The 22,691-nt window shown below is 60.4% G+C and carries 22 protein-coding genes and 1 pseudogene; 8 read left to right on the top strand and 15 right to left on the bottom strand.

The window, feature by feature from the left end; all coding sequences use genetic code 11:
- Positions 1–106 precede the first annotated feature (106 nt).
- The gene (locus V8689_RS15305) at positions 107–1,273 is read right to left on the bottom strand and encodes a cystathionine gamma-synthase (protein WP_056787499.1); all 1,167 of its coding nucleotides are present in this window, start codon (positions 1,271–1,273) and stop codon (positions 107–109) included.
- Positions 1,270–2,646 carry a pyridoxal-phosphate dependent enzyme gene (locus tag V8689_RS15300; protein ID WP_056787502.1) on the bottom strand — a complete coding sequence of 459 codons (1,377 nt, stop codon included), beginning with the start codon at positions 2,644–2,646 and terminating at the stop codon, positions 1,270–1,272. The genes V8689_RS15305 and V8689_RS15300 overlap by 4 nt, the downstream gene beginning before the upstream one ends.
- Positions 2,647–2,752: 106 nt before the next feature.
- On the opposite strand from V8689_RS15300, the gene V8689_RS15295 reads away from it, so the two are divergent.
- Positions 2,753–3,010, top strand: coding sequence for a hypothetical protein (locus V8689_RS15295; protein ID WP_155717288.1), 258 nt, complete (start codon positions 2,753–2,755; stop codon positions 3,008–3,010).
- 43 nt (positions 3,011–3,053) lie between these two features.
- Here the strand turns inward: V8689_RS15295 and V8689_RS15290 are convergent, their stop codons facing one another.
- Both V8689_RS15290 and V8689_RS15285 read right to left on the bottom strand, forming a co-directional pair.
- Positions 3,054–3,536, bottom strand: coding sequence for a VOC family protein (locus tag V8689_RS15290; protein ID WP_056787508.1), 483 nt, complete (start codon positions 3,534–3,536; stop codon positions 3,054–3,056).
- Positions 3,537–3,594: 58 nt separating this feature from the next.
- Positions 3,595–4,779 carry an MFS transporter gene (locus V8689_RS15285; RefSeq protein ID WP_056787511.1) on the bottom strand — a complete coding sequence of 395 codons (1,185 nt, stop codon included), beginning with the start codon at positions 4,777–4,779 and terminating at the stop codon, positions 3,595–3,597.
- 94 nt (positions 4,780–4,873) lie between these two features.
- Between V8689_RS15285 and V8689_RS15280 the strand changes: the two genes are divergently transcribed.
- Positions 4,874–5,767 carry a LysR family transcriptional regulator gene (locus tag V8689_RS15280; RefSeq protein WP_056787513.1) on the top strand — a complete coding sequence of 298 codons (894 nt, stop codon included), beginning with the start codon at positions 4,874–4,876 and terminating at the stop codon, positions 5,765–5,767.
- An 81-nt stretch (positions 5,768–5,848) separates the two neighbouring features.
- On the opposite strand, the gene V8689_RS15275 is transcribed toward V8689_RS15280, so the two are convergent.
- Complete coding sequence (locus tag V8689_RS15275) at positions 5,849–6,790, bottom strand: LysR family transcriptional regulator (RefSeq protein ID WP_056787516.1); 942 nt, start codon at positions 6,788–6,790, stop codon at positions 5,849–5,851.
- Between the two features lie 109 nt (positions 6,791–6,899).
- Here V8689_RS15275 and V8689_RS15270 point away from each other — a divergent pair, with 109 nt between their 5' ends.
- The 6 genes from V8689_RS15270 to V8689_RS15245 all read left to right on the top strand — a co-directional run bounded on the left by V8689_RS15270 (position 6,900) and on the right by V8689_RS15245 (position 12,874).
- Complete coding sequence (locus tag V8689_RS15270) at positions 6,900–7,952, top strand: Gfo/Idh/MocA family protein (RefSeq protein ID WP_056787518.1); 1,053 nt, start codon at positions 6,900–6,902, stop codon at positions 7,950–7,952.
- 97 nt (positions 7,953–8,049) lie between these two features.
- On the top strand, positions 8,050–9,444 hold the full coding sequence (locus V8689_RS15265; protein WP_060766120.1) for an MFS transporter: 1,395 nt from the start codon (positions 8,050–8,052) through the stop codon (positions 9,442–9,444).
- A 19-nt stretch (positions 9,445–9,463) separates the two neighbouring features.
- Complete coding sequence (gene aroQ / locus V8689_RS15260; protein ID WP_056783609.1) at positions 9,464–9,913, top strand: type II 3-dehydroquinate dehydratase; 450 nt, start codon at positions 9,464–9,466, stop codon at positions 9,911–9,913.
- Between the two features lie 206 nt (positions 9,914–10,119).
- Positions 10,120–10,605 (top strand): hypothetical protein, encoded by a 486-nt coding sequence (locus V8689_RS15255; RefSeq protein WP_056783606.1) that lies wholly within the window; start codon positions 10,120–10,122, stop codon positions 10,603–10,605.
- Between the two features lie 279 nt (positions 10,606–10,884).
- A complete protein-coding gene (locus V8689_RS15250; protein WP_056783603.1) occupies positions 10,885–12,099 on the top strand; it encodes an aldose 1-epimerase family protein in 1,215 nt (404 codons plus the stop codon).
- Positions 12,100–12,358: 259 nt separating this feature from the next.
- On the top strand, positions 12,359–12,874 hold the full coding sequence (locus tag V8689_RS15245) for a GNAT family N-acetyltransferase (protein WP_056783599.1): 516 nt from the start codon (positions 12,359–12,361) through the stop codon (positions 12,872–12,874).
- A 610-nt stretch (positions 12,875–13,484) separates the two neighbouring features.
- Here the strand turns inward: V8689_RS15245 and V8689_RS15240 are convergent.
- The 10 genes and pseudogenes from V8689_RS15240 to V8689_RS15195 form a co-directional block, all read right to left on the bottom strand.
- Positions 13,485–14,105, bottom strand: a complete 621-nt coding sequence (locus V8689_RS15240) for a LysE family translocator (protein WP_056783596.1) — start codon at positions 14,103–14,105, stop codon at positions 13,485–13,487.
- 61 nt (positions 14,106–14,166) lie between these two features.
- Entirely contained in the window at positions 14,167–14,415 is a 249-nt protein-coding gene (locus tag V8689_RS15235; RefSeq protein WP_056783593.1) for a DUF6429 family protein, read from the bottom strand.
- 45 nt (positions 14,416–14,460) lie between these two features.
- Positions 14,461–14,559, bottom strand: a pseudogene (locus V8689_RS15230) (VOC family protein); the annotation flags it as partial.
- An 11-nt stretch (positions 14,560–14,570) separates the two neighbouring features.
- Positions 14,571–16,058 carry a methyl-accepting chemotaxis protein gene (locus V8689_RS15225; RefSeq protein ID WP_056783590.1) on the bottom strand — a complete coding sequence of 496 codons (1,488 nt, stop codon included), beginning with the start codon at positions 16,056–16,058 and terminating at the stop codon, positions 14,571–14,573.
- Between the two features lie 183 nt (positions 16,059–16,241).
- Positions 16,242–18,395: a TonB-dependent siderophore receptor gene (locus V8689_RS15220; protein ID WP_056783586.1), complete on the bottom strand. Its 2,154-nt coding sequence runs from the start codon at positions 18,393–18,395 to the stop codon at positions 16,242–16,244.
- 212 nt (positions 18,396–18,607) lie between these two features.
- Positions 18,608–19,369, bottom strand: coding sequence for a PIG-L deacetylase family protein (locus V8689_RS15215; protein ID WP_056783583.1), 762 nt, complete (start codon positions 19,367–19,369; stop codon positions 18,608–18,610).
- A gap of 315 nt (positions 19,370–19,684) precedes the next feature.
- Positions 19,685–20,344: a glycosyltransferase gene (locus V8689_RS15210; RefSeq protein WP_056783580.1), complete on the bottom strand. Its 660-nt coding sequence runs from the start codon at positions 20,342–20,344 to the stop codon at positions 19,685–19,687.
- Positions 20,341–20,940, bottom strand: a complete 600-nt coding sequence (locus tag V8689_RS15205) for an SAM-dependent methyltransferase (RefSeq protein WP_056783577.1) — start codon at positions 20,938–20,940, stop codon at positions 20,341–20,343. Before V8689_RS15205 ends, V8689_RS15210 begins: the two co-directional genes overlap by 4 nt.
- Positions 20,937–21,695, bottom strand: a complete 759-nt coding sequence (locus tag V8689_RS15200) for a PIG-L deacetylase family protein (protein WP_056783574.1) — start codon at positions 21,693–21,695, stop codon at positions 20,937–20,939. The genes V8689_RS15205 and V8689_RS15200 overlap by 4 nt, the downstream gene beginning before the upstream one ends.
- Positions 21,692–22,690 carry an acyl-CoA dehydrogenase family protein gene (locus V8689_RS15195; RefSeq protein WP_056783571.1) on the bottom strand — a complete coding sequence of 333 codons (999 nt, stop codon included), beginning with the start codon at positions 22,688–22,690 and terminating at the stop codon, positions 21,692–21,694. Before V8689_RS15195 ends, V8689_RS15200 begins: the two co-directional genes overlap by 4 nt.
- Position 22,691 lies beyond the last annotated feature (1 nt).

Genomic DNA, 22,691 nt, shown 5'->3' with positions numbered 1-22,691 from the left:
CCACGCTCCGCGTGGGAACGCATCCGGTGACGCTCTGCGTCACGCTTGGGGACGCAGAGCGTCCTGGGTGGCATTCCCACGCAGAGCGTGGGAACGATCATGGCGGTTAGATGTGGGCCAAGGCTTGCGCCAGATCGGCGCGCAAATCCTCCACATCTTCAACCCCCACCGACAGCCGCACCAGCCCATCGCCAATGCCCAATTGCGCTCGCGTCGCCGCCGGGATGCTGGCATGGGTCATGATTGCCGGGTGTTCGATCAGGCTTTCCACGCCCCCCAGGCTCTCGGCCAGGGCGAAGATCTTCACGTTTTCCAGAAAGCGTGTCGCGCCGGCCAGGTCGCTGTTCAAGTCCACTGAAATCATCCCGCCAAACCCGCGCATCTGCTGTTTCGCCAGGTCGTGCTGTGGGTGGGATTCCAGGCCTGGGTAGTGAACCCGTGACACTTGCGGCTGTTGTTCCAGCCAGGTGGCCAGGTCCAGGGCATTGCTGCAATGGCGCTCCATGCGCAGCGCCAGGGTTTTTACCCCGCGCAGGGTCAGGAAGGCATCGAACGGCCCGGCGATGGCGCCAATGGAGTTTTGCAGGAAGCCCAGGCGTTCGGCCAATTCAGCGTTGTCGCCAACCACAGCGATACCACCGATCACATCGGAATGCCCATTGAGGTATTTGGTGGTGGAGTGCACCACGATGTCGAAGCCCAGCTCCAGCGGGCGCTGGATCCAGGGGCTGGCAAAGGTGTTGTCGGCCACGCAGATAATCCCGCGGGCACGGCAGATGCGAGCCACGGCGCGCAGGTCGGTCAGGCTCAGCAGCGGGTTGCTAGGGGTTTCGACCCAGACCATGCGCGTGTCGTCCTGCAATGACGCTTCAAAGGCTGACAAGTCGCTGAGGTCGACATAGCTGAAGCGGTGCCCGGCACTGCGCTGGCGCACCTTGTCGAACAGTCGGAAGGTGCCGCCGTACAGGTCATTGCCCGAGACGATATGCGCGCCGGCATCCAGCAGTTCCAACACAGTGGAGATCGCCGCCAGCCCCGAGGCAAACGCAAACGCCTGGCTGCCGCCTTCAAGGTCGGCCACGCAGCGTTCCAGGGCAAAACGCGTGGGGTTATGGGAGCGGCCATAGTCAAAGCCCTTGTGCACGCCGGGGCTGTCTTGCAGGTAGGTGGAGTTGGCGTAGATCGGCGGCATCAGCGCGCCCGTGGTCGGGTCGGGTGACTGCCCGGCGTGGATCACACGGGTGGCAAACGCGCTGTTATCGGGCTGGCTCATGCAAGGGATCTCCGTAGGTGGTTAAGCAGGTCGACGCGGGTGATCAGGCCATGGAAGCCTGAAGCGTCGGCAATGATGGCGACCAGGCCGCGATCCAGTTCTGCCTGCAGTTCGGCCAGGCTGGCGCTGGGGGCCAGGGTGTGCAGCGTATTAGTCATGGCGCTGGCGACGCTCATGGAAAAGTCTGCGGCGTCGTGGTGCAGGCCCAGCAGAATATCGGACTCGTCGATCACGCCCACCAGGGTCTGGCCATCGACCAGCACCGGCAGTTGCGACACGTCCGCCAGGCGCATGCGCTGGAAGGCGGTGAGCAGGGTGTCGTCGGGGCTCACGCTGATCACCCGGCCGTCTTCGAAGCGGCGCGCGATCAGGTCGCGCAGGTCGCCGTAGTGCTTGTACTGCAACAGGCCTGCGTCGTTCATCCACTGGTCGTTGTAAACCTTGGACAGATAGCGCGTACCGGTGTCGCAGACAAAGGTGACCACGCGCTTAGGCTCGGTTTGCTCGCGGCAGTAGCGCAAGGCAGCGGCGAGCAGGGTGCCGGTGGATGAGCCGCCGAGAATGCCTTCGGCCTTGAGCAACTGGCGGGCGTGGTCGAAGCTGTCGGCGTCGCTGATGGAGTAGGCGTGGCGCACGCTGGACAGGTCGGCGATCGAGGGGATGAAGTCTTCGCCGATACCTTCCACCGCCCAGGAACCGGGAGTTTGCAGCTTGCCGCTGCGGCTGTATTCGGCCATCACCGAACCGACCGGGTCGGCCAGCACCATGGTCAGTTCGGGTTGCACGCGCTTGAAGAAGCGCGTCAAACCGGTGAGGGTGCCGGCCGAGCCGACACCCACCACAATCGCGTCCACGTCGTGCTGGGTCTGCGCCCAGATCTCCGGCGCGGTGCTGGTCTCGTGGGCCAAGGGGTTGGCTGGGTTGTTGAACTGGTCGGCGAAGAACGAGCCTGGAATATCTTTGGCCAAACGTGCCGCCACGTCCTGGTAATACTCGGGGTGGCCCTTGCCCACATCGGAACGGGTGATATGCACCTCGGCGCCCATGGCCTTGAGGTGCAGGACCTTTTCCGTGGACATCTTGTCGGGCACCACCAACACCACCCGGTAGCCCTTGGCCCGGCCCACCAGCGCCAGGCCCAGGCCGGTATTGCCGGCGGTGGCTTCAATGATGGTACCGCCAGGGCGCAAGCGACCGTCGCGTTCGGCAGCGTCGATCATCGCCAGGCCGATGCGGTCCTTGATAGAACCGCCGGGGTTTTGCGATTCCAGTTTGAGAAACAGCGTGCAGGGGCCGGTATCGAAGCGGCTGACCTTGACCAATGGGGTGTTGCCGATCAGCTCAAGTACGGCAGGGCGTGAAGGCGTGGGCATGTCGTCTCCTGGTTACGGGATGGGCGTAGGGCGAGGGACAGCAAAAAAACAGCATGGCTTGGAACATAGGCCGGTATCGCCGGTGTCGCAACCGGGCGTCCGTTGGATGACTTTTTTTGCCGCATGGGGGGAGGGCGCGCAATCAAACTGTGGGAGCGGGCTTGCCTGCGATGGCGGCGGTGCTGTCGGCATGTATGTTGCCTGGCCCACCGCCATCGCGGCCTCGCTCAGGCTCGAGCGCTCCCACATTTTTTTAGCGCATGAGGATGGGAAGGGTGCGCAATTCAGGACTGCGCTGAAGATCAAGGGTGGGAGCTGGCTTGCCTGCGATGGCGTCGGTGCTGTCGGCATCTATGTTGCCTGACCCACCGCCATCGCGGCCTCGCCAAGGCTCGAGCGCTTCCACATTACTTCCCGGCAATGGCGGCTTCGATGGTAGCGATGTCGATTTTGGTCATGGTCATCATCGCTTCAAACGCACGCTTGGCGACGGCAGGATCTTTACTGGTAACCGCATCGACCAACACCCTCGGTGAGATCTGCCACGACAGCCCCCACTTGTCCTTGCACCAACCGCAAGCGCTTGCCTGCCCACCGTTGTCGATGATGGCATGCCACAAGCGGTCGGTTTCCTCCTGGTCATCCGTGGACACCTGAAAGGAAAACGCCTCACTGTGTTTGAACGCCGGGCCGCCATTGAGGCCCACGCAGGGGATACCCAGCACGGTGAATTCCACGGTCAACTCATCGCCCTGCTTGCCAGCCGGGTAGTCGCCAGGCGCACGGTGCACGGCCTTTACTGCGCTGTCGGGGAAGGTCTGCGCGTAGAAGGTCGCTGCCTCCAGGGCATCGCCGTTGTACCAGAGGCAGATCGTATTCTTGTTGTTCATCGCAAGGCTCCTCGGGTTGAAAGGTGCATGAAGTCTAGACGAACAACCTGCACGCTACTCAGGCTTGCACCGTCTCCCGGCCAGCGCGTGAGTCGGCCCGCCGCGAACGCCAGCTCAGCCCCAATACCATCAGCAAGCCCAGGCCCGCCATCAGTGCGCCTGCCAGGGATATGGCCGGGTAGCCCAGCCCGGCATTGATCACCGCGCCACCCAATGCCGCACCAATCGCATTCCCAAAATTGAACGCACCGATGTTCATCGCCGAAGCCAGGTTAGGCGCATCCTTTGCTGCCTCCATCACCCTCATCTGCAACGGCGGCACCAGGGCAAAGCTGGCAGCGCCCCACAGCAGGATCGACAGCGCAGCGGGCAGCGGCCATTGCATGAGCACCGAGAAGGCCAACAGCACGGCAATCAACACCACCAGCGAGATGATCAAGGTGCGGTCCACCGAGCGGTCCGCAGACTTGCCGCCCCACACATTGCCCAGGGTGAGCCCGATGCCGAACAGCACCAGCATCCCGGTGACGAAGTTGGTCGAAGCGTGGGTGACGTCTCGCAGAATCGGCGCGATGTAGGTGAATACCGTGAACATCGCACTTGAGCCCACCACGGTCAGCGCCAACGCCGCCAGCACCGGCCCGCGCCCCAGCACACGAATTTCCGCCATCAGCCCGCCGCCTTTAGGGGCCGGAGCATTGGGCAAGGCCCACCACAGCGCCGCCATCACCACTGCGCCTAGCCCACTGATGCCCCAGAACGCTGTGCGCCAACCAAAGTTCTCGCCAAACCAGGTCGCCAGGGGTACGCCGCCAATGGTTGCGAGGGTCAGCCCCATGAACATCGCCGCCACAGCCCCCGCGCGCTTCTCGGGCGCCACCAGGCTTGCGGCCACGATCGAGCCAATCCCAAAGAACGCCCCGTGATTGAGCGACGTCACCAGCCTGGCGATCATCAGCGTCTGGTAGTTGCTGGCCAACGCCGACAGCAAATTACCCAGGGTAAAAATCGCCATCAGCCCGATCAACAAATAGCGGCGGGGCACCCTGGCCGTCGCCAGGGTCATGATCGGCGCGCCAATCAACACGCCCATGGCGTAGGCGCTCACCAACAGCCCCGCAGCGGGAATGGAGACATCAAGATCAGCGGCGATACCGGGCAACATGCCCATAGGGGCAAACTCTGTGACCCCGATGCCAAAGGCACCGACGGACAATGCTACAAGGGGTGGATTGATACGCATGGGTGACTCCTCATCTGTGAGCCAAATGCTACAATCCTGCCTTTTGCAGCAGTAGCCCCTGGTTGGGAACTACAGCTTTGCGCAGGAGGCACAAATGGACATCGGCGGGCGGTCGGGCGAGATGGAAGTGTTCACCATGGTCGCCGAGCACGGCAGCCTGTCGGGTGCGGCAAGGGCCTTGGGGCTGACCCCATCGGCCATCAGCCGCATCATCACCCGCACTGAACAGCGCATCGGCACCCGCTTACTGCTGCGCACCACCCGCGCCATCACCTTCACCGCCGAAGGCGAAGCCTACCTGCGCGGCGCCCGGCGCATCCTCGCCGACATGGCCGAAGTCGAAGACGCCATCACCGACCAGGGCGCGCCCCGCGGCCGCCTGCGCGTCAGCGCCGCACTGGCCCACGGCCGCATGACCATCGTCCCCCTGATCGCCGCCTTCAGCGCCCGCTACCCCGCCATCGTCGTCGACCTGATGCTCGGCGACGAAGTCGTAGACATCCTCGGCGGCCAGGCCGACGTCGCCATCCGCTTCGGCCCCCTCGCCGACAGCCCCCTGACTGCTCGCCTTATCGGCTCTACCAGGCAGGTTATCGTCGCCTCGCCGGGGTACCTGGCACGGCATGGCACCCCCGTGACGCCGCAGGATTTACTGCAGCACAACTGCCTGCGCTTCAACTTCCGCCGGGCGGCGCCGGATTGGCCATTTCGGGTGGAGGGGCGGGAGTTTTCGCTGAAAGTAGCGGGGACGATTGAGGGGAACAGCGGCGAGGCATTGGCGCAGTTGGCGAAGCTGGGGGCGGGGGTGGCGAGGATTGGGGCGTTTAGTGTGGTGGAGGAGGTGAGGCGGGGGGAGTTGGTGGTGTTGCTGGAGGAGTTTAACCCGGGGGATGTGGAGCCGATTCATGCGGTGTTTGTGGGGGGAGCGGCGATGCCGGCGCGGGTTAGGGCGTTTGTGGATTTTTTGGTGGAGAAGCATGTGGGTTGAGGGGCGGGATTTTTGGGGAGGAGGGGGCTGACCGGCGGATTTCGGCCAATAAATGCCGGTCGTAGCGACACCCTCTGGGACTTAGCCATTTCGTAGCGCGTAAGGGCCACAACTCAGGTGTGCACTCAGAAACTCCAGGCATACCCTGATCTTCATCGAGCCAGAAGCCCGAATCGTAGTGACTGCGGACACATTCGCCGGCTGGAAATGTTCAGGCAGAATGCGAATGAGTGTCCCATTCCTGATGCTCGGGGCCACATCCCAGGTTGATGCCATGATGATGCCGAAACCATCATGCGCCCACTCTCGAACGACATCACTGTGGTTGGATGCCATGGGCCCTGTGACTTTCACCGACTCAAGACCGTTTGGCCCCTCGAGCCGCCATACACCAAAGCTTTGATCCCTCCCACGAAACAACAGGCAATCGTGGCGTTGAAGCTCGCTCACAGAGTTTGGATTACCGCGCTCTTCCAGGTAACTCGGAGCAGCACAGAGAATCCTCTGGCTATCTGCGATTTTGTGAATAATCAGATTTTGCTCGTTAACTTCTCCAACTCGGATGTCGATGTCGAACTGCTCCCCAATGAGATCAGTTCGACGGTCAACCAGCTCAAGCCACACCTCTAATTTTGGGTAGCGTTTACGAAGCAAGGCTAGAACTGGAGCGATGTGAAATCGTCCCATTCGCTGGCTTGTGCTGATACGCAGCGTGCCTCTGGGCTCGACCCGGTCACCCAGTGATGTCTCCAGCATCCCATTGACGTTGTCCATGATCGTCTGCGCCCAAACGAGCATCGTTTCGCCATCTTTGGTGATCGAAACCCGCCTGGTTGTCCGGTTAAAGAGCTTGCAGCTCAGCGTTTCTTCCAACGCCAAAACACGCTTGCTGACATGGGCGGGAGAAATTCCAAGCTCTGTCCCGGCCGCGCTAAAACTTCCACGTTTTGCGATGACTGAGAACAGAAGCAGATCCCTCAGGAAGGGATCATTATTTACTAATGGAGAATTCTGATTTTCCATATGGCTCAATTATAGCTTTGCGCGTTGATAGTAGCCTTGATCCTAGCAGATCGAATCACGACTTCAGTACGTCGAGATTTAAAACAATAACGCTCGCGAAGATCAAAGCATGTCCAAAATCAGAATTGCGGTAGCGGGTGCCGGCCTCATCGGTCGACGCCATATCGAACTCATCCAAGCGAGTTCTTCTTGCGAACTGTCAGCCGTTATCGATCCGTTCGAACTTGATGGCTCCTACCTAGACTCGCTGGGCGCCTCGCAGTATGAAAATCTTCTGGCTTGTTTCGCCGAGCACAAGCCTGACGGCGTAATTCTCGCCACTCCAAACGCCTTACATGTCGAACAGACTTTGCAATGCATTGAGGCTGGTGTTGCAGCGCTGATAGAGAAGCCGGTGGCGCACAGCGTTGAGGAGGGCAGGCGGTTACTCGCTGTTGCCGATGCAACTGACGCCAAGCTGCTCGTAGGACATCATCGAGCGCATAGCCCAATTCTTGCCAAGGCGCGAGAGATCATCCGTGGCGACATTCTTGGAGACATCGTTGCCGTGCAAGGCAGCGCTCTGTTTTACAAACCAGATGACTATTTCGACGCTGCCATCTGGCGACGCCAGGAAGGCGGTGGCCCTATCTTGATCAATATGATCCATGAGATCGGCAACCTGCGTTCGCTGTGCGGAGAAATTGTTGCTGTTCAAGCAATGCAGTCGAGTGTCGCACGTGGATTTCCTGTCGAAGATACCGTGTGTATCGGCCTGCGCTTTGAGAATGGAGCTCTCGGTTCCTTCTTGCTTTCCGATAGCACCGGATGTGCCCGCAGTTGGGAACAAACATCGCAAGAAAACGCGAGCTATCCGTCCTACGAGGATGAGGATTGCTACGTCATCAGTGGGAAGAACGGCTCACTGTCAGTGCCCACAATGCGTCTCAAATACTACGTGAAGGCCGAAGACAGATCATGGTGGAAGCCCTTCCAAACGGGCCACTGCGCTGTCGACCGCACAGATCCCCTTGAGATCCAGCTTGAGCACTTTTGCAACGTCATACGAGGCACGGAAACGCCTTTGGTCTCCGTGCGCGACGGACTGCGGAATCTGATCATTACTGAGGCTATTTCACAGGCCGCAAAAAGCGGCTCGATCATAGAAATCGACCGTATTTGAGCCCGGCATGGCTTCCAGTCATGCCCTGTTTTGCGTGTACCAGGGGCGGTTTTTGCTGCCCTGCCAGACCTATAAAAACAATATCTGGAGTAGTCAGATGAACACAGCAACAGCGACAGAGCAGCACCGTTCCAAGCAAGCCAAGAAAGCCTCCGCGAGTGGTTGGATCGGCTCCGCGTTGGAGTATTACGACTTTTTCATCTATGCCCAAGCGGCAGCACTGATATTTCCACAACTCTTCTTCCCCTCAACCGATCCAAAGATTGCCATCGTGGCGGCTATGGCGACTTACGGGGTTGGGTACATTGCTCGCCCTATCGGCGCGTTCTTCTTGGGGCACTGGGGTGATACTCGAGGACGCAAGAACGTACTGCTGCTATGCATGTTCCTGATGGGATTCGCCACCATGGCGGTAGGCCTGCTGCCGACCTACCACCAGATTGGTATATGGGCACCTATCCTGCTAGTAGTTCTGCGACTGGTGCAGGGGTTTGCTGTAGCGGGAGAGATCTCGGGAGCCAGCTCAATGATTCTGGAGCATGCACCCCAAGGACGAAGAGGATACTTCGGCAGCTACACACTTCAAGGGGTACAGGCAGGTCAGGTACTCGCAGCAGCCATTTTCCTGCCTCTGGCCTATTTCATGTCCGATGAAGCCTTCAATAGCTGGGGCTGGCGTATTCCCTTTCTTTTGAGCGCTGTGGTGCTGATCGCTGGCTTTATCATTCGCCGGGAAGTTGAGGAACCGCCAGTATTCGTAGAGCAAACAAAGAAAGATGAGAAGTCTGAATCGCCGGTTATCGGAGCTTTCAAACACAGCTGGAGAGGCATGCTGGTGGTCGTTGGGGTTTCGTTGATGAATGTTATTCCAGTCATTACGACCGTGTTTGGAGCGGCCTATGCGGTGCAACCTGCCTATGGCATCGGTTTCGATAAAAGCGTGTACCTGTGGATCCCGGTCGTTGGCAATATCGTGGCGGTGCTGTGCATCCCTTTCGTGGGCAATCTTTCTGACAAGGTTGGGCGCCGGCCTCTGATCATCGCAAGCGCCTTTGGTTGCGGGCTGATGTCCTTTGCTTATTTATACGCAATCAGCATTCACAGCCTCCCGCTTGCTTTCGGCGCCTCACTGCTGATGTGGGGAATGATCTACCAGGGCTACAACGCGGTGTTCCCATCCTTTTTCCCAGAGCAATTTGAAACACGTTACCGCGTGTCGGGGATGGCAATTTCGCAAAACAGCGGACTGTTCATCACCGCAATGTTACCTGCTCTGTTTGCCCTGATCGCAGGCCCTGGGACTGAAAACATACCCTTGATTGTCGGTGGGATCGCCTGTGTGTGCACGTTGCTAGCGGGTATCGCGGCCTGGTGCGCGCCCGAGACCTCTCGAATTCCTACAGCCGACCTCGGTAACCGCGATGCCCAATCCACAGAAGCCGGCGAATATCATAAGGCACGTCTGGCAGCCATGAGTACCGTAAAGAAATGAAGCGACTCGCGAGGATTAAATGATGAACACCATCCTGGTTTTGAACGGCCCTAACCTGAACATGTTGGGATTGAGAGAGCCCGAGGTGTATGGGTCGGAAACATTGGCCGACGTTGAGCAGACGTGTCGTGAGTACGGCGAAGAACTTGGGCTTGTAATTGAGTTTCAGCAAACCAATCACGAAGGGCAAATGATTGAATGGATTCACCACGCCCGTAGAAGGATTGCGGGGATTGTGATCAATCCAGGAGCATGGACCCATACATCGGCAGCCATCCACGATGCGTTGATTGCAGCCGAGGTACCGGTGATTGAGGTTCACATCTCAAATGTCCACAGGCGTGAAGATTTCAGGCATTTTTCCTACGTGTCACGCGTTGCCAAAGGCGTGCTCGCAGGGTTCGGCACTGATGGGTATCGAATGGCGATACAGCACTATGCAAGCAGCCTGGAACAATCAAACGCCTAACCGAGACGTTTGCTGGCACTGCCTAGAGCCAGAAATTGTGGATTACCACGCTTCGGGTCGATTTCCGCCGTTCACGATCGGCAGTTTTCGACCCATTGCTGCCGGTCACACCCCATGGATGTCGGACAAATAGCCCAAACGCCTGCGCATTCCCAGGCTGATATTTGAGAGGGTAAACTGAGCACCTTTCCATCTGTGGTACCGATATGGACATCAATCTACTGACCGAATCCATGCTTGGTCACTGGCGTGCTCCCTCGGGTGTCTGGCAATGCGAATTCCAGTTCGGCAGCCGATTGATTTACGTCCAGCACCACAATGACGAGCCACCTTACGCCAGGCTCGCCGCTGCGCAACGCGCGGTCAAGGCTACGTGGGATGATTTGCCCCAGGCATTGAGGTTTGCCGAACAGCACTGTAAAGCACAGATGCCCGAACTGATGCGGTTGTACGAAACCCACATGCCGTGGGAATCTCCGTTGTTCGTGTACTCGATCCACTTCGATCTCGACAAACCTTACCCTAGCTATACCATTTCCAAGAACCCTGACTTCGATTGGGATCGCATCCTGATCGACGAAGATGAACTGTGCCAGAATCAAAGTGTTTGCATGGAGCAATATGAGCCAAAGGATGACTTTTGGGTTTACGTCAGGCGCGTGGGGTTTCAGCAATTCGAGCTTGGGGATTAGCTTGGCAATCAACTATGTAGAAGGACTCTGGAGAGCGTCCGCTTCTGGCCGATTGCAGCCAATGAGTCAACGCAAGGTTGTATCCGGCACGGATGGACCAAAGCTCATACACCGCCCACTCGCGTTTTCGTTCCAGCCTGCCGGAAAGCGCATCGCCTTGACCTCCTGATCTGTTCCACCTGCTTCATGGCCTTTCCACACACGGTCTCGTCTTTTAAGCTTGCTGAAACGTTTCATCGAGTTTATAAAACGCAAACAACTCCAATAAAGGCCACCGCCATGACCCCGCTCAAACTCCTCGTTGCCCTCAGCGCATTCTCTGCCGCCTCCCACGCCCTGGCCTGGGATTACGTGCTGCTCGATACCGACAAACCCGCCCAGAACTGGCAGGTCACCAGCCAGCAGCTCGGCATCCAAACCGGCAAACCCTTCAGCGTTACCCTGCGCACCCTGCACGGTGGCCGACAGGAGGGTGTGAGCATTGTTGATATCGATAACGGCACGATGAAGCTCTCGGTAGTGCCGACGCGTGGCATGAACGTGTTGCAGGCGTCGGTTGGTGATGTGCGCATGGGGTGGGATTCGCCGGTCAAGGAAGTGGTCAATCCGTCCTTTATCGAGCTCAATGGCCGTGGTGGCCTGGGTTGGTTGGAAGGTTTCAATGAACTGGTTACCCGTTGCGGCTACGAATGGGTTGGGCATCCTGGCATCGACAACGGTGAGCTGCTGACCCTGCACGGGCGGGCGGCCAATATTCCTGCGAATAAAGTCACCCTGCATATCGATGAAAAACCGCCGTACGCCATCACCCTGCGCGGCGAGTTGAAAGAGCAGGCGTTCAAGAAGGTCGATTTCTCCGTTGCGACCGAACTGGTTACCGAACCTGGCAGTGTGGTGTTTGCCCTCAACGACACGCTGACCAACAATGGCGATTATCCGAAGGAATACCAGGCGCTGTATCACAGTAACTTCAGCACGCCGTTCCTGGAGCAGCGCGCGCGTTTCGTTGCGCCAGTGAAGCAGGTGTCTCCGTTCAACGACAAGGCCAAGGGCGAACTGGCCGACTGGCAAACCTACCGCGCACCGACCAAGGACTATGACGAAACGGTCTACAACGTGGTGCCGTATGCCGATGCCAAGGGCGATACCTTGACGGTGCTGCATAACAAAGCCGGCAGCCTGGGGGTTTCGGTTGGTTTCAATACGCAGACGCTGCCGGTGTTTTCGCTGTGGAAGAACACTGATACCCAAGGGCAGGGTTATGTGACGGGGCTGGAGCCGGGGACGAGTTTTTCGTACAACCGTCGTTATCAGCGGCCGCTGAATCTGGTACCCACCATTGGGGCGAAGGAGCATAAGCAGTTTCGTATCAGCTACAGCTTGTTGGCGGATAAGGCGGCTGTTGATAAGGCCTTGAAGCAGGTCAGCGAGATTCAGGGTGGGCGGGAGACTGAGGTGCGGCAGATGCCTTTGGTGGATTTGACCAAGGGGTGATGTTGGCTGGAGCCTTCACGCGGGCCCCGGTGTTCTTCATCGACGCCGGAATCGCCCTGCAACTGTAGGAGCGAGCTTGCTCGCGAAAAACTCACAGGCGCCGCGTTCACTCAGGAAGCCCGCGTTATCGTTGAAGTTCTTCGCGAGCAAGCTCGCTCCTACATTGGGGTTGGTATTGATATTGGGCCGTGTTCAGCGCAGGGCTTTCTGTCATCGACAGGCATGCATACTGAAATAACCGTATTTCAGGAGCATTTCCATGATTCGCAGGGCCTTACCCGCCGACGCAAAAGCCATTGCCCAGGTGCATATCAGCAGTTGGCAGGATGCCTACCGTGACCTGATGCCCGCCCAGTTCTTGAGCAGGTTGCAAGCAACGCTGGCTAGGCGCGAAGCCCATTGGGTTCGCTCGCTTGCCTTGGGTGAGTCGACGGTATGGGTTGCCGAGGTGGGCCAGCAGGTGGTTGGCTGGATAGCTGTGGGCGCCAGCCGTGATGAAGACGCTGTGCAGGCTAATGCAGGTGAGGTCATGGCCATCTACGTGCTCGCCGAGCATTGGCAAACCGGCGTCGGGCTGGCCTTGTGGAAAGCCGGCTTGCAGGATCTATTGGTGCAAGGCTATGAGCGTTTAACGCTGTGGGTCTTGGCCGGTAATGAACGGGCTATTCGATTTTATCGCCGGGCGGGGTGTGTGGAGGAGGCCGCGACTGAGCGCGATCTTGAGAGGGGCGGTGTTGCGCTGGTGGAGGTGAGGTATGGTTTGCCGTTGAGATAGCGTAGGTATCTACGCAACTTTGCAGACGGTAGCAGCCGACGGTAACCACGATGCGAAGCGAGTCGCTCTTGATCTGCTTTTGATCTTAGGCGCCCCGTTAAACCACGCTGGCCGGAATTCGACAGTGATTTGGGGGGTAAACCGGCAGGGATGCCGGTTTAGCCGCCCCGCGCCATGGATGGCGCGTGGCGGCGGCCCCCCAAATCACTGGCGGATTACGGGCACACCGAGCCTAAGCGAGGTGCCGAGTGGTGGGGCAAGAGCGCTTTGCTTACTTTCGCGCTTTTCGAAAGTGAGCCGCCGTCAGGGCGGAACCCTAAGTGGCCGTTACCGCAGGAATGGATATGTACTCGGTATAACTGCGTCGACTGTCAGGCCGCCTTCGCGAGCAAGCCCGCTCCCACAGTTGGATCGTGGGGTGTCAGGTAGGGAGGTATCGGCTGCCAGGCCGCCATCGCAGGCAAGCCAGCTCCCACATTTTCGATCGTGGGGTGTCCGGTAGATAGGCGTCGGCTGGCAGGCCGTCTTCGCAGGCAAGCCAGCTCCCACATTTGGATCGCGGGGCATCAGTTAGATCGGCGTCGGCTGCCAGGAGCACTCCCCACCGCGGTTATGCCCTGCGCGCAGTCAACAACACCGCCGCCGCCGCTGACAACAACCCCGCGCAGCAGCGATTGAACAGGCGTTTGCCCTTCGGCTCGGCAAACCAGCGACGCATATGCAGGCCCATATAGGCGTAGGCGCTGATGGCGACCCATTCCAGAGCCAGGAACATCACGCCCAGCAGGGCAAATTGCGCGGTGACGGGTTGGCCGGGCACCACGAATTGCGGGAGGAAGGCGGTGAAGATCAGGATGGCTTTGGGGTTGCCTGCCGCCACCAGAAACTCCTGTCGCGCCAAGGCCCACAGCCCTACCTTATTTGTTGCGGTGTCCACCTGCTGCTGCGGGTCTGCGCGCCATAGCTGGTACGCTAGGTAAAACAGATACGCCGCGCCGAGAATCTTGATCCCGTAGAACAACAGCTCCGAGGTTTGCAGCACCACCGCCAACCCGGCGGAGGCGAGGGCGATCATGCCGGCGAAGGCCAGCAGGCGGCCGAGACCCGCGAGGCAGGAGGTGCGGTAACCGTAGCGGGTAGCGTTGCTCACGGATAGCAGGTTATTAGGGCCGGGGGCCATGTTCAGGGCGAAGCAAGCGGGGAGGAAGAGGGCGAGGGTGGCGAGGTCCATGGTGGCTCCGGGTTGGCAGGTCGTAAGGCATTAAACGTGGGTTAACAATCCGTGGCGGGGCTTACGGCCCCGCGAGCGCTTCAGGTGCTGCGCCAAACAACCGATCGGCGATTTGCCGGCCCCGTTCCAAGCCTTCCGGCGTCAGCCAAATGGATTTATTTTTGTTCACCGGATTACTGATAAACCCTTGCTCGTGAAGTCGGTTCATTATTTGAAAGTCGTGGCCTTTCCATGAGTTGCCGTTATCAAAGCTGAAGGTGGTCAGCAGGGCAAGTACGGCTTCCTCAATCAGTTTTTCGTCGTATTCCATAATGGGTACTCCGCTTGAGTGACACAGACCCTGCTGAGTTTACGCTCAACATTCCGCAGCACTCCACACCGCTAACTCATACCCATCCGGATCGGTGAAGTGGAACCGGCTGCTACCGGGAAACGCAAATGTCTGGCGGGTTATTTTCCACGCGCTCAAGGATGAAACCTGCGCCCCAACGCATCCAGCCGCACCGCGATCGGTGGCAGGCGTTCGCTGCTGCGGGCGAGTGTCTCGACGTCGTCGGCGGTGTTCTGGGCGATGCTTTGCACCGACTGCAAGCGCTCGACGATCTCCAGGTTGGCGGAGGTCTGCTCGCGGGTGGTGGTGACAATGTGGCCGTTGAGTTGGTCTATGTGCGCGATGTCCTCGCCCACCGCCCGTAGCATGTCCACGGCCTCTTGGCTGTCTGCCACGCAGCGCTCTACGCCTTCGCGGCTGGCGTGCATGGCTTCGACGGCTTGGCGGCTGCCGTGTTGCAGGCCCTCGATGATGCTCTTGATTTCCTGAGTGGACAGGGCGGTGCGTTGAGCCAGGCTGCGCACTTCATCGGCCACCACGGCAAAGCCACGGCCTTGCTCGCCGGCGCGGGCGGCTTCGATGGCGGCGTTGAGGGCCAGCAGGTTGGTCTGGTTGGCGATGCTGCTGATCACTTCCAGCACCGAGCCGATTTGTTCAGCCTGCACCGCCAGGGATTCTACGGTCGACTCCGTGCCGTTGATGCGCGAAGCCAGTTGGCTGATTTCATGCTGGGCGCGGCCGACGCTTTCCTGGCCGCGCACAATCTGCTGGCTGGCCTGGCCCGCGTGTTCGACTGCCTGTTCAACTTGCACCGTAATGTGGCCCATGGCGTCTTCCATGCGCTGCATCGAGCCGGTCATTTCGCCGATCTGTGCCAGTTGATGCCGGGCGCCTTTTTCCAGGGTGCCGCTGGCGCTGGCCAGTTCCTGGCCGAGCTGGCCCAGGCCATGGGAGTCGCGGGCGACGCCGTCGATCAGGTGGGTGAGTTGCTGCAGGAAGTGGTCGAAGCGCTTGGCGAGGGACACGTGGGCCTTGCCTTCACCTTGGGCGGTTTCCACGGTGAACTGCGAGGTAACGGCGAGCATCTTCTCCAGCATTTCCTGGCTCTCCACCGCTTCGGCCTGGCTATGGACGGCGAGGTAGAGCAGGGCGACGGTCTCCATCACCACATAGAAGGCATGGACGAAAACCATCGTCCAGCCGCCGTGATGCTCCATTACAAACACCGGGAAACCCTGATGCTGCAAGGCATGGAACACCACGTGATGCACCGCGATGGTCAGTGCCGCCACCAGAATCGGCAGCCAGTCACGGTAGAAGGTCAGCACCGCCAACAGCGCGAAAATGCCGAAGTGGGATTCGATCACCCCGTGCGCCTGGTTGATGTGCAACGCCGCCATCACCATCAAGCCGGCACCCAGTGCACAGCGCATCACGCGGGTGCCGCCGATGATGCGGTACAGCGCCGTGAGCACCACGCCAGTGCCGCCACCGACGATCACGGCCTGCATGAGGGTGTCGTGCCAGAACGCCAGGCCGAGGGAGAACAGGAACATCAGCCAGATCAATGCCAGCATGATGCGGTCGGCCTTGCGATAGTGCTCTAGAAAACGGACGGGCATTCACTCTTACTCCATGAGAGGGGGCGTCGAGGTCAAGCAAGCACGCGGTGTGCCACACAGGCGCGCCGCTGTGGAGTCAAGCAGATGTTCGGGATTGTCGCCGGTTACCCACGCGTTATCGGCACGCGGGCGCGGGACTTTAAGAACGGCTGCCCGAGCGGGCAGCCGAGGTTGCCGTGAGCCTCAGAAGCTGTACTTGGCAGTCAGCATCATGTTGCGGGGGCTGCCATAGGAGTCGCCGCCATAGTCCACACTGTTGGAGATGGACTGGTAGTAGTGGCGATCAAAGATGTTGTTGGCGTTGAGCTGCAAGTCCAGGTGCTGGTTGACGCGATAGCCTGCCATCAAGTCAGTGACGGCGTAGCCGCCTTGCTTGAGCCGATAGTAGCTGCCATCCGCCAGTTTGATGTCGTTGTACATGCGGCTCTGCCAGGAGATATTGCCGCCGACTCGGAGTTTTTCCAGCGGGCCCTGGAAGTTATAGCGTGTGGTCACTTTGAACAGATGTTCCGGGACGTCGGTATCGAACTGCTTGTTGACCTTCTGCGGGTTGGCGTCGTCCTTGATGGTGTGGGTGCGCGCATAGGTATAGCCGCCGCCGACCTGCCAGTTTTCGGTCAAGGCGCCTTGCAGTTCGAAGTCGATACCCTGGCTGCGGATTTCGCCCGAGGCTTCGGCACAGGACGCCTGCGGGCAGTTGGGCACCACCACCGGCACGGCGCGGTTTTCTTGGTCGACGCGGAACAACGCCACGCTAGCATTCAGCGTGCCACCGAAGTATTCGCCTTTGACGCCAACTTCATAATTTTTACCGACGATGGGCTTGAGCGGAGTGCCGGCTGTGCTCTTTTCCTTTTGCGGCGTGAAGATGTCGCTGTAGCTCACGTATACCGAATGCTGGTCGTCCAGGTCGTAGATCAGGCCGGCGTAGCGGGTGAGGTTGCGGGTGACCTTGTAGTCGCCGGCGGCATCACGGTTGTCGTAGTCATACCAGTCCAGGCGAGCGCCGAGGATCAGCTTCAGCGGGTCGGCCAGGCTCAGGCGGCTGGTGAGGTAGAAACCGTCCTGGGTGGTGACTTCGCGCACATTATTGGTGTGGGTGAAGTTCGGTTTGCCGGCATTGATCGGCCAGTTGAGGTCGTACGGGCTGTAGCTGTGGGTGGTCATGTCGTAGATGCGCTTGCTGGCGCCCACCACCAGTTCATGCGTACGGCCGAACGCCTCGAACGGGCCGCTGGCAAAGGCGTCGAGCCCGGCCTGGTTTTCATCGTAGCTGGCCTGGTACACGGTGCGGGCCAGGGTGTTGTTGGTCCAGCGCGATTGGTAGGAGCCGGAGAACAAGGCGTTCTGTTCGGCGTAGTTGGCGTTGACCTGCAGGCTCCAGTCATTGGCCAGGCGCTGGCGCAGTTCGGCGAAAACGGTGTTGATTTCCTGGTCCTTGTTTTCCCAGTCGGTGCCTGGGTTGTAAGAGCGCGACAGGTCCAGGTGGCGGCCATCCAGGCCGACCATCGAAGCGCCCCAGAAGTAGTTGGTCTTGTCCTTCTGGTTCGAGTAACCGAGGGTCAGGGTGGTGTCTTCGCCCAGGTCGGCTTCGGTGACGGCATAGAACAGGCCGTGATCCTGTTCAGCCTTGTCGATGAAGCTGTTGGCATCCCGGTAAGAGGTGACGACGCGACCGCGCCAGGTGCCGCTGTCATTGAGTGGGCTGGAGGCGTCGAGTTCGCCACGGTAGTCGTCCCAGCTACCGACGGCGCCGGTGAGCGTGACTTTCTGCTCGTCCAGTGGCCGCTTGCGGATCAGATTGATGGCGGCCGAAGGGTTGCCCGCGCCGGTCACCAGGCCGGTAGCGCCGCGCACCACTTCGACACGGTCGAACATTGCCAGGTTCGGCTGGGCGCCTACCGAGGCACCGTTGTAGCCGCTGGGTATACCGTCATACATGAGGTTGTCGATGTCGAAACCGCGTGCGGTAAAGCCTTGTCGCCCAGGGCCGTTGGAGTAATTGAGGAACAGCCCCGGCGTGGCATTGACCACGTCGTTGATGCTGGTCATGGCCTGGTCATCCATGCGCTGGCGCGTGATCACGGTGACGGCCTGCGGGGTTTCGCGCAGGGTCAGCGGCAGTTTGGTCGCGGTCTTCATCGATCCGGTGGTGTACGACTCGCTGCCTTCGGTGGTTGCGCCAAGCTGTTGGCCCGAGACCTGGGTGGCACCCAGCTCGATGGTGGCCGGAGCTTCGGCGTCGGCGGCAATGGCCGCATTGGAGGTTGCTAGAGCGATAGTGATTGCCATCAGACTGGGTGTAAAAACGTTGCCGCCGCGTTGTTGCACAGACATGAAAGTAGGGCTCCCCAAGTGCCGTCCGTGGCGAATAGTAAATCTGTTGATAATTATTCGCATCAGTTTGGCAGATTGAGTCTGTAGGTAAAAGCCCCAACTCTGTAGGAGCGAGCTTGCTCGCGAAAGGCTCATGGGCGCCGCGTTTATCCAGGACGCACGCGTTATCGTTGAGGTTTTTCGCGAGCAAGCTCGCTCCTACAGGGTTGCTTTCAGGTGAACAGGATTTCGTAGGGCTCGCGCATGCGTTCCAGCAATATTTGCGCGAGCATCGGTGGTAAGCCGATCTGCGGGTCGCCCACCAATTGGCTGGCGTAGGCATGGGCGGCGTGCAGCTTGCGCGCGACGGTCCAGGTGTCCAGGCGGACCTTGCGCGCACGTTGCCAGGGCATTAACGCGCTTTCCCGTGCTGGCCAGTGCCAGGCCCAGACCGGCAGTTCATACAACTGCGCACCCACCAGACTGCACGCCTTGGCACTCGCGCGGCCAACGGCATCGTGGTCGTCATTGCCGTCGTTGCGCCAGGTGGTAAACACCACGTCGCCGGGTTGCAGGTAGCGCGCGATGAATTGGCTCATCTGCTGTTCACGGGCGGCCAGGGCGTCATCACAAAACCCGCCACGAATCCATTTCAGGCTGTGCAAGGGCATGCCCAATCGGCGCAGGGCCTCGGCGCTTTCCTGGGGGCGCACCACGCTCAAGCGGCTGGCCGGCCATACTTGCGAGCCGGGATGGCTGGCGCTGCCGTCGGTGATGGAGATCAATTGCAGTGGATGCTCCTGGGTGCTGAGCAGTTGCAGCAAACCGCCGCATGCCAGCACTTCATCGCCTGGGTGCGGGGCGATCACCACCACGCGAGCGCCGCGCGGTACCAGGGTGTTCAGGGAGATGATGGGGGTTTGCGCCAACTGCGGCGCACTGTTCCAGATTTGCGCGGGGCCGCGGCGGCCTTCGCTTAAGGAGGCAGGCTTCATGGGTGTCACATCCTTGTCGGTTGATACCGGGTCGTACCCCGTTGACGGGACGACGCTCTTGTCTTCACCCCAGGCTCCGCTGGGGTGAGTGCTGTGCGAGGCGTTAGGAGCATAGACAGGCATGGGGGTCTGCACAACTTTGATGCGATGTTTGCTGGGCTGACGTCATCGCAGGCAAGCCAGCTCCCACAGGGGGCTATGTTGCCCACAAAATCAGCGTCTGGCACAGATCCCTGTGGGAGCTGGCTTGCCTGCGATGACGGCGCCCCAGCCGACGGGGATATTGGATCAGTCAGCTGTTAAACGTTTTTGTTTTCACCCAGCCTGCATCAAGCTCTTCAAATAGTCCCCAAACCCACCCTCAGCCCGGCAATCCAGGCGTGCACTGGTCACCACTTGCGGCGCATGGCTCCAGGCGATGGAGGCGCCGCAACGCTCCAAGTCACGCACCAGCTGTACATCCTCGTGGCATTCCAGCGGTTCAAACCCACCGGCCTCTACATAGGCGCGGGCACTCACGCCCAGGTTGGCACCGTGGATATGCCGATGCCCGTCGCGGGCCTGGTAGGCCTGGTGATAGCGGATCTGCGCAGCCGGGTCGAAGCCTTCGCTCCAGGCGTCTACGGTGACTGTGCCGCACACCGCGTCACAACCTTGAGCCAGTTGGGCCACCAGCCAGTCAGGGGCGACGCGGCTGTCGGCGTCGGTACAGGAAATCCACCGCGCGCCTTGCTCCAGCAAATACCGTGCACCCACGCCGCGGGCATGCCCCACATTGCGAGCCTGCACGTGCAGGCAGTGCACTTGGTGGGCCTGGGCAATCGCCGCGCTGGCATCGCTGCAACTGTCGAGTACTACCAGAATCTGTACCGCTTCACCCAGCAAGCCAGGATGGTCGGCGGCGATCCGCGCAGCCCTCAGGCAATCATCCAACCAGGCTTCTTCGTTATGTGCCGGGATCAGAATACCGATCATCGTAAGCCCTCGTGGCGAGCGACCGAGGTGCCGTCGAGGCTCCACAGGTCGAGCAGGAAGTCCGGGTCCTGGTACTGCACCAACGGTGCTACACCCAGACGCTGTTGCAGCACGGCGTGCACCTGTTCGGCGGTTTGCGGGCAACCGTCAATGTGCGCTCGCCAGTGGCAGGCCAAGAGTTGCCCGTCAGCGGTCAAGGCGGCGAGGGCGCAATCGATCAGACGATTCAAATCATCTGCATCCAGGTAGTAACAAAGCTCACTCAATACGATCAGTTCGAACTGCCCGCTGGGCCATTGCTCTGGCAGGCGGCGCTGCTCCACGCGGGCATGAGCAAAACGCTCCAGCCGCGCCTGTGCCAGCCGCACCGCAGCGCTTGCAGTGTCGCAACACAGCAGGCGGTCGCAACGTGGCGCCAGCTCGGCACTCAGTTCGCCATTGGCACAGCCCGGCTCGAATATCGACGCATAGTGCGACCGCGTCAGCACGGCCAAGGTCAGGGCGCGCTTGCGTTGTTCGTACCAGCGCTGACGAAACGCCCAGGGGTCGTCATTGCCGGCAAACAACTGGTCGAAGTAGGGGGTTGCCACACTCATACGAATACCATCTCAAAAGGTTGCAGCAAGCGTTCCACCACATAGGGCGCCAACACCGCAGGCAAGCCGATTTGCGGGTCGCCCTCCAACTGGCTGGCAAAGGCGTGGATCGCATGGCGTTTGCGCGCCACTTGTTCGGCGGTCAGCGGGATCTTGCGCGCCCGATGCCAGGGCACTTTGTGGTCTTCGGCGGTGGCCCAGTGCCAGGTCCATACCGGCAGTTCACACAACACTGCGCCGACGGCCTTGGCTGCCTTGGCGCTGGCGCGGCCCACGGCTTCATGATCGCAATGCCCATCCTCGCACCACGTGGCAAACACCACGTCGTTGGGCTTGAGGTAGCGCTGGATAAACTCGCACAGCTGGGTTTCGCGCTCGGCCACATGGCTGTCGGTAAACCCGCCGCGCAGCCATTTCAAACTGTGCAACGGCAAGCCAAGGCGGTGAAGGGCCTGGGCTGATTCCTGCGGGCGCACCACGCTCAGGCGCTCCACCGGCCAGCGCCGGGAGCCAGGGTGGCTGGCGCTGCCATCGGTGACGGAGATCAACTGGATGGGGCGATCCAATGCAGCCAACCCTTGCAGCAAGCCGCCGCTGCCCAGCACTTCATCATCAGGGTGCGGGGCGACGATCACCGCTCGATGCCCTGGCGGCACCAACTGCGCCACGCTGATGTGTGGCAACTCGGCCAACCGTTCAGAGTTTTGCCAGTGGCTTAACGGTGTGCCCTGGCCAACAATCGGGTTGGGCCTCATAGCTCCCATCTCCCTGTAGGCTCGCCAGCGACGTGTTCGCCCAAAGCGGCCAAGTCGCGTTCGGCATGGCTTTGCCGCACATACACCGGCAAATCCGCCATCAACTGGGCAAAATGCGGGTCCTTGCAATACGGCCCGGCGCCGACCGCACGGCCCACATGGTGGATCACTTGCTCGACGGTGTCCTCGATACACGCGCGCGTCTGTTGTGCCAGCTGCCGCGCATCGGCGCGTGGCTGGCGGTCGATCTGCGCGGCGCTGGCGCGTAACACGCAGGCGGCGCTGTTCAGGGCGCTGTCGACCGCGCCGAGGTGGGCCAATGCATGGGGCTCCGCACGCGTGGCACACTGGGCGCGCAGCACTTCACCCAGGCGTTGCGCCGCGCCGTACCAGCACGCGGCGATGCCGATGCCGCCGTGCCAGAAGCCCGGGCGAGACAGATAGTCGCCCGGGCCACCCACGGCAATCCCCCTGGCGGCGCTGAACAGGATGTCGACGCTACCGGTCGCCGCCATGCCCGCCGCCTTCCAACCTTCATCCGTCACCGTGATGCCAGGCTGATCCATCGCCACGGCCACCAGTTGCTGGCGGTCCTCTTCGTCCCAGGCCGTCAACAATCCATGGCTGACCACCGCCGCACCGGAACACCAGGCTTTGCGCCCCTCAACGAGTAGCCGCTGGCCGTCGCGGCGCACGCGCACCTTGGCGGTCGGCGGCTCGGCCGCCCACATGCCCCAGGTGCTGCCCAGCGGCGGCAAGGGGCTGTCGAGTTCGGCAATGATCGCCAGCGCATCGGTATGGCCTTCGAACAACTTGCACAGGCGCAGGTCATGCCCGGCCACCTGAGCCAATTGGCTCAAGCGGGCCAGGGTATCGCCGCTGCCCGGCAACGGCAGTTGATCAAGGCCTTCCTCTTGAAGGGCCCTCAGCGCATTGCCCAGGGCTTGCGTGTCGGCATAGCCCCGGTAGCCCCGAAGGAAACCGTGCAAGGCCATT

Origin of the sequence: Pseudomonas sp. AK181 (genome assembly GCF_051122975.1) — a bacterium.
Classification (GTDB): Bacteria; Pseudomonadota; Gammaproteobacteria; order Pseudomonadales; family Pseudomonadaceae; genus Aquipseudomonas; species Aquipseudomonas lactis.
Note: the sequence above shows the minus strand (reverse complement) of the source record. Positions and strands in the feature narration are given on the sequence as shown.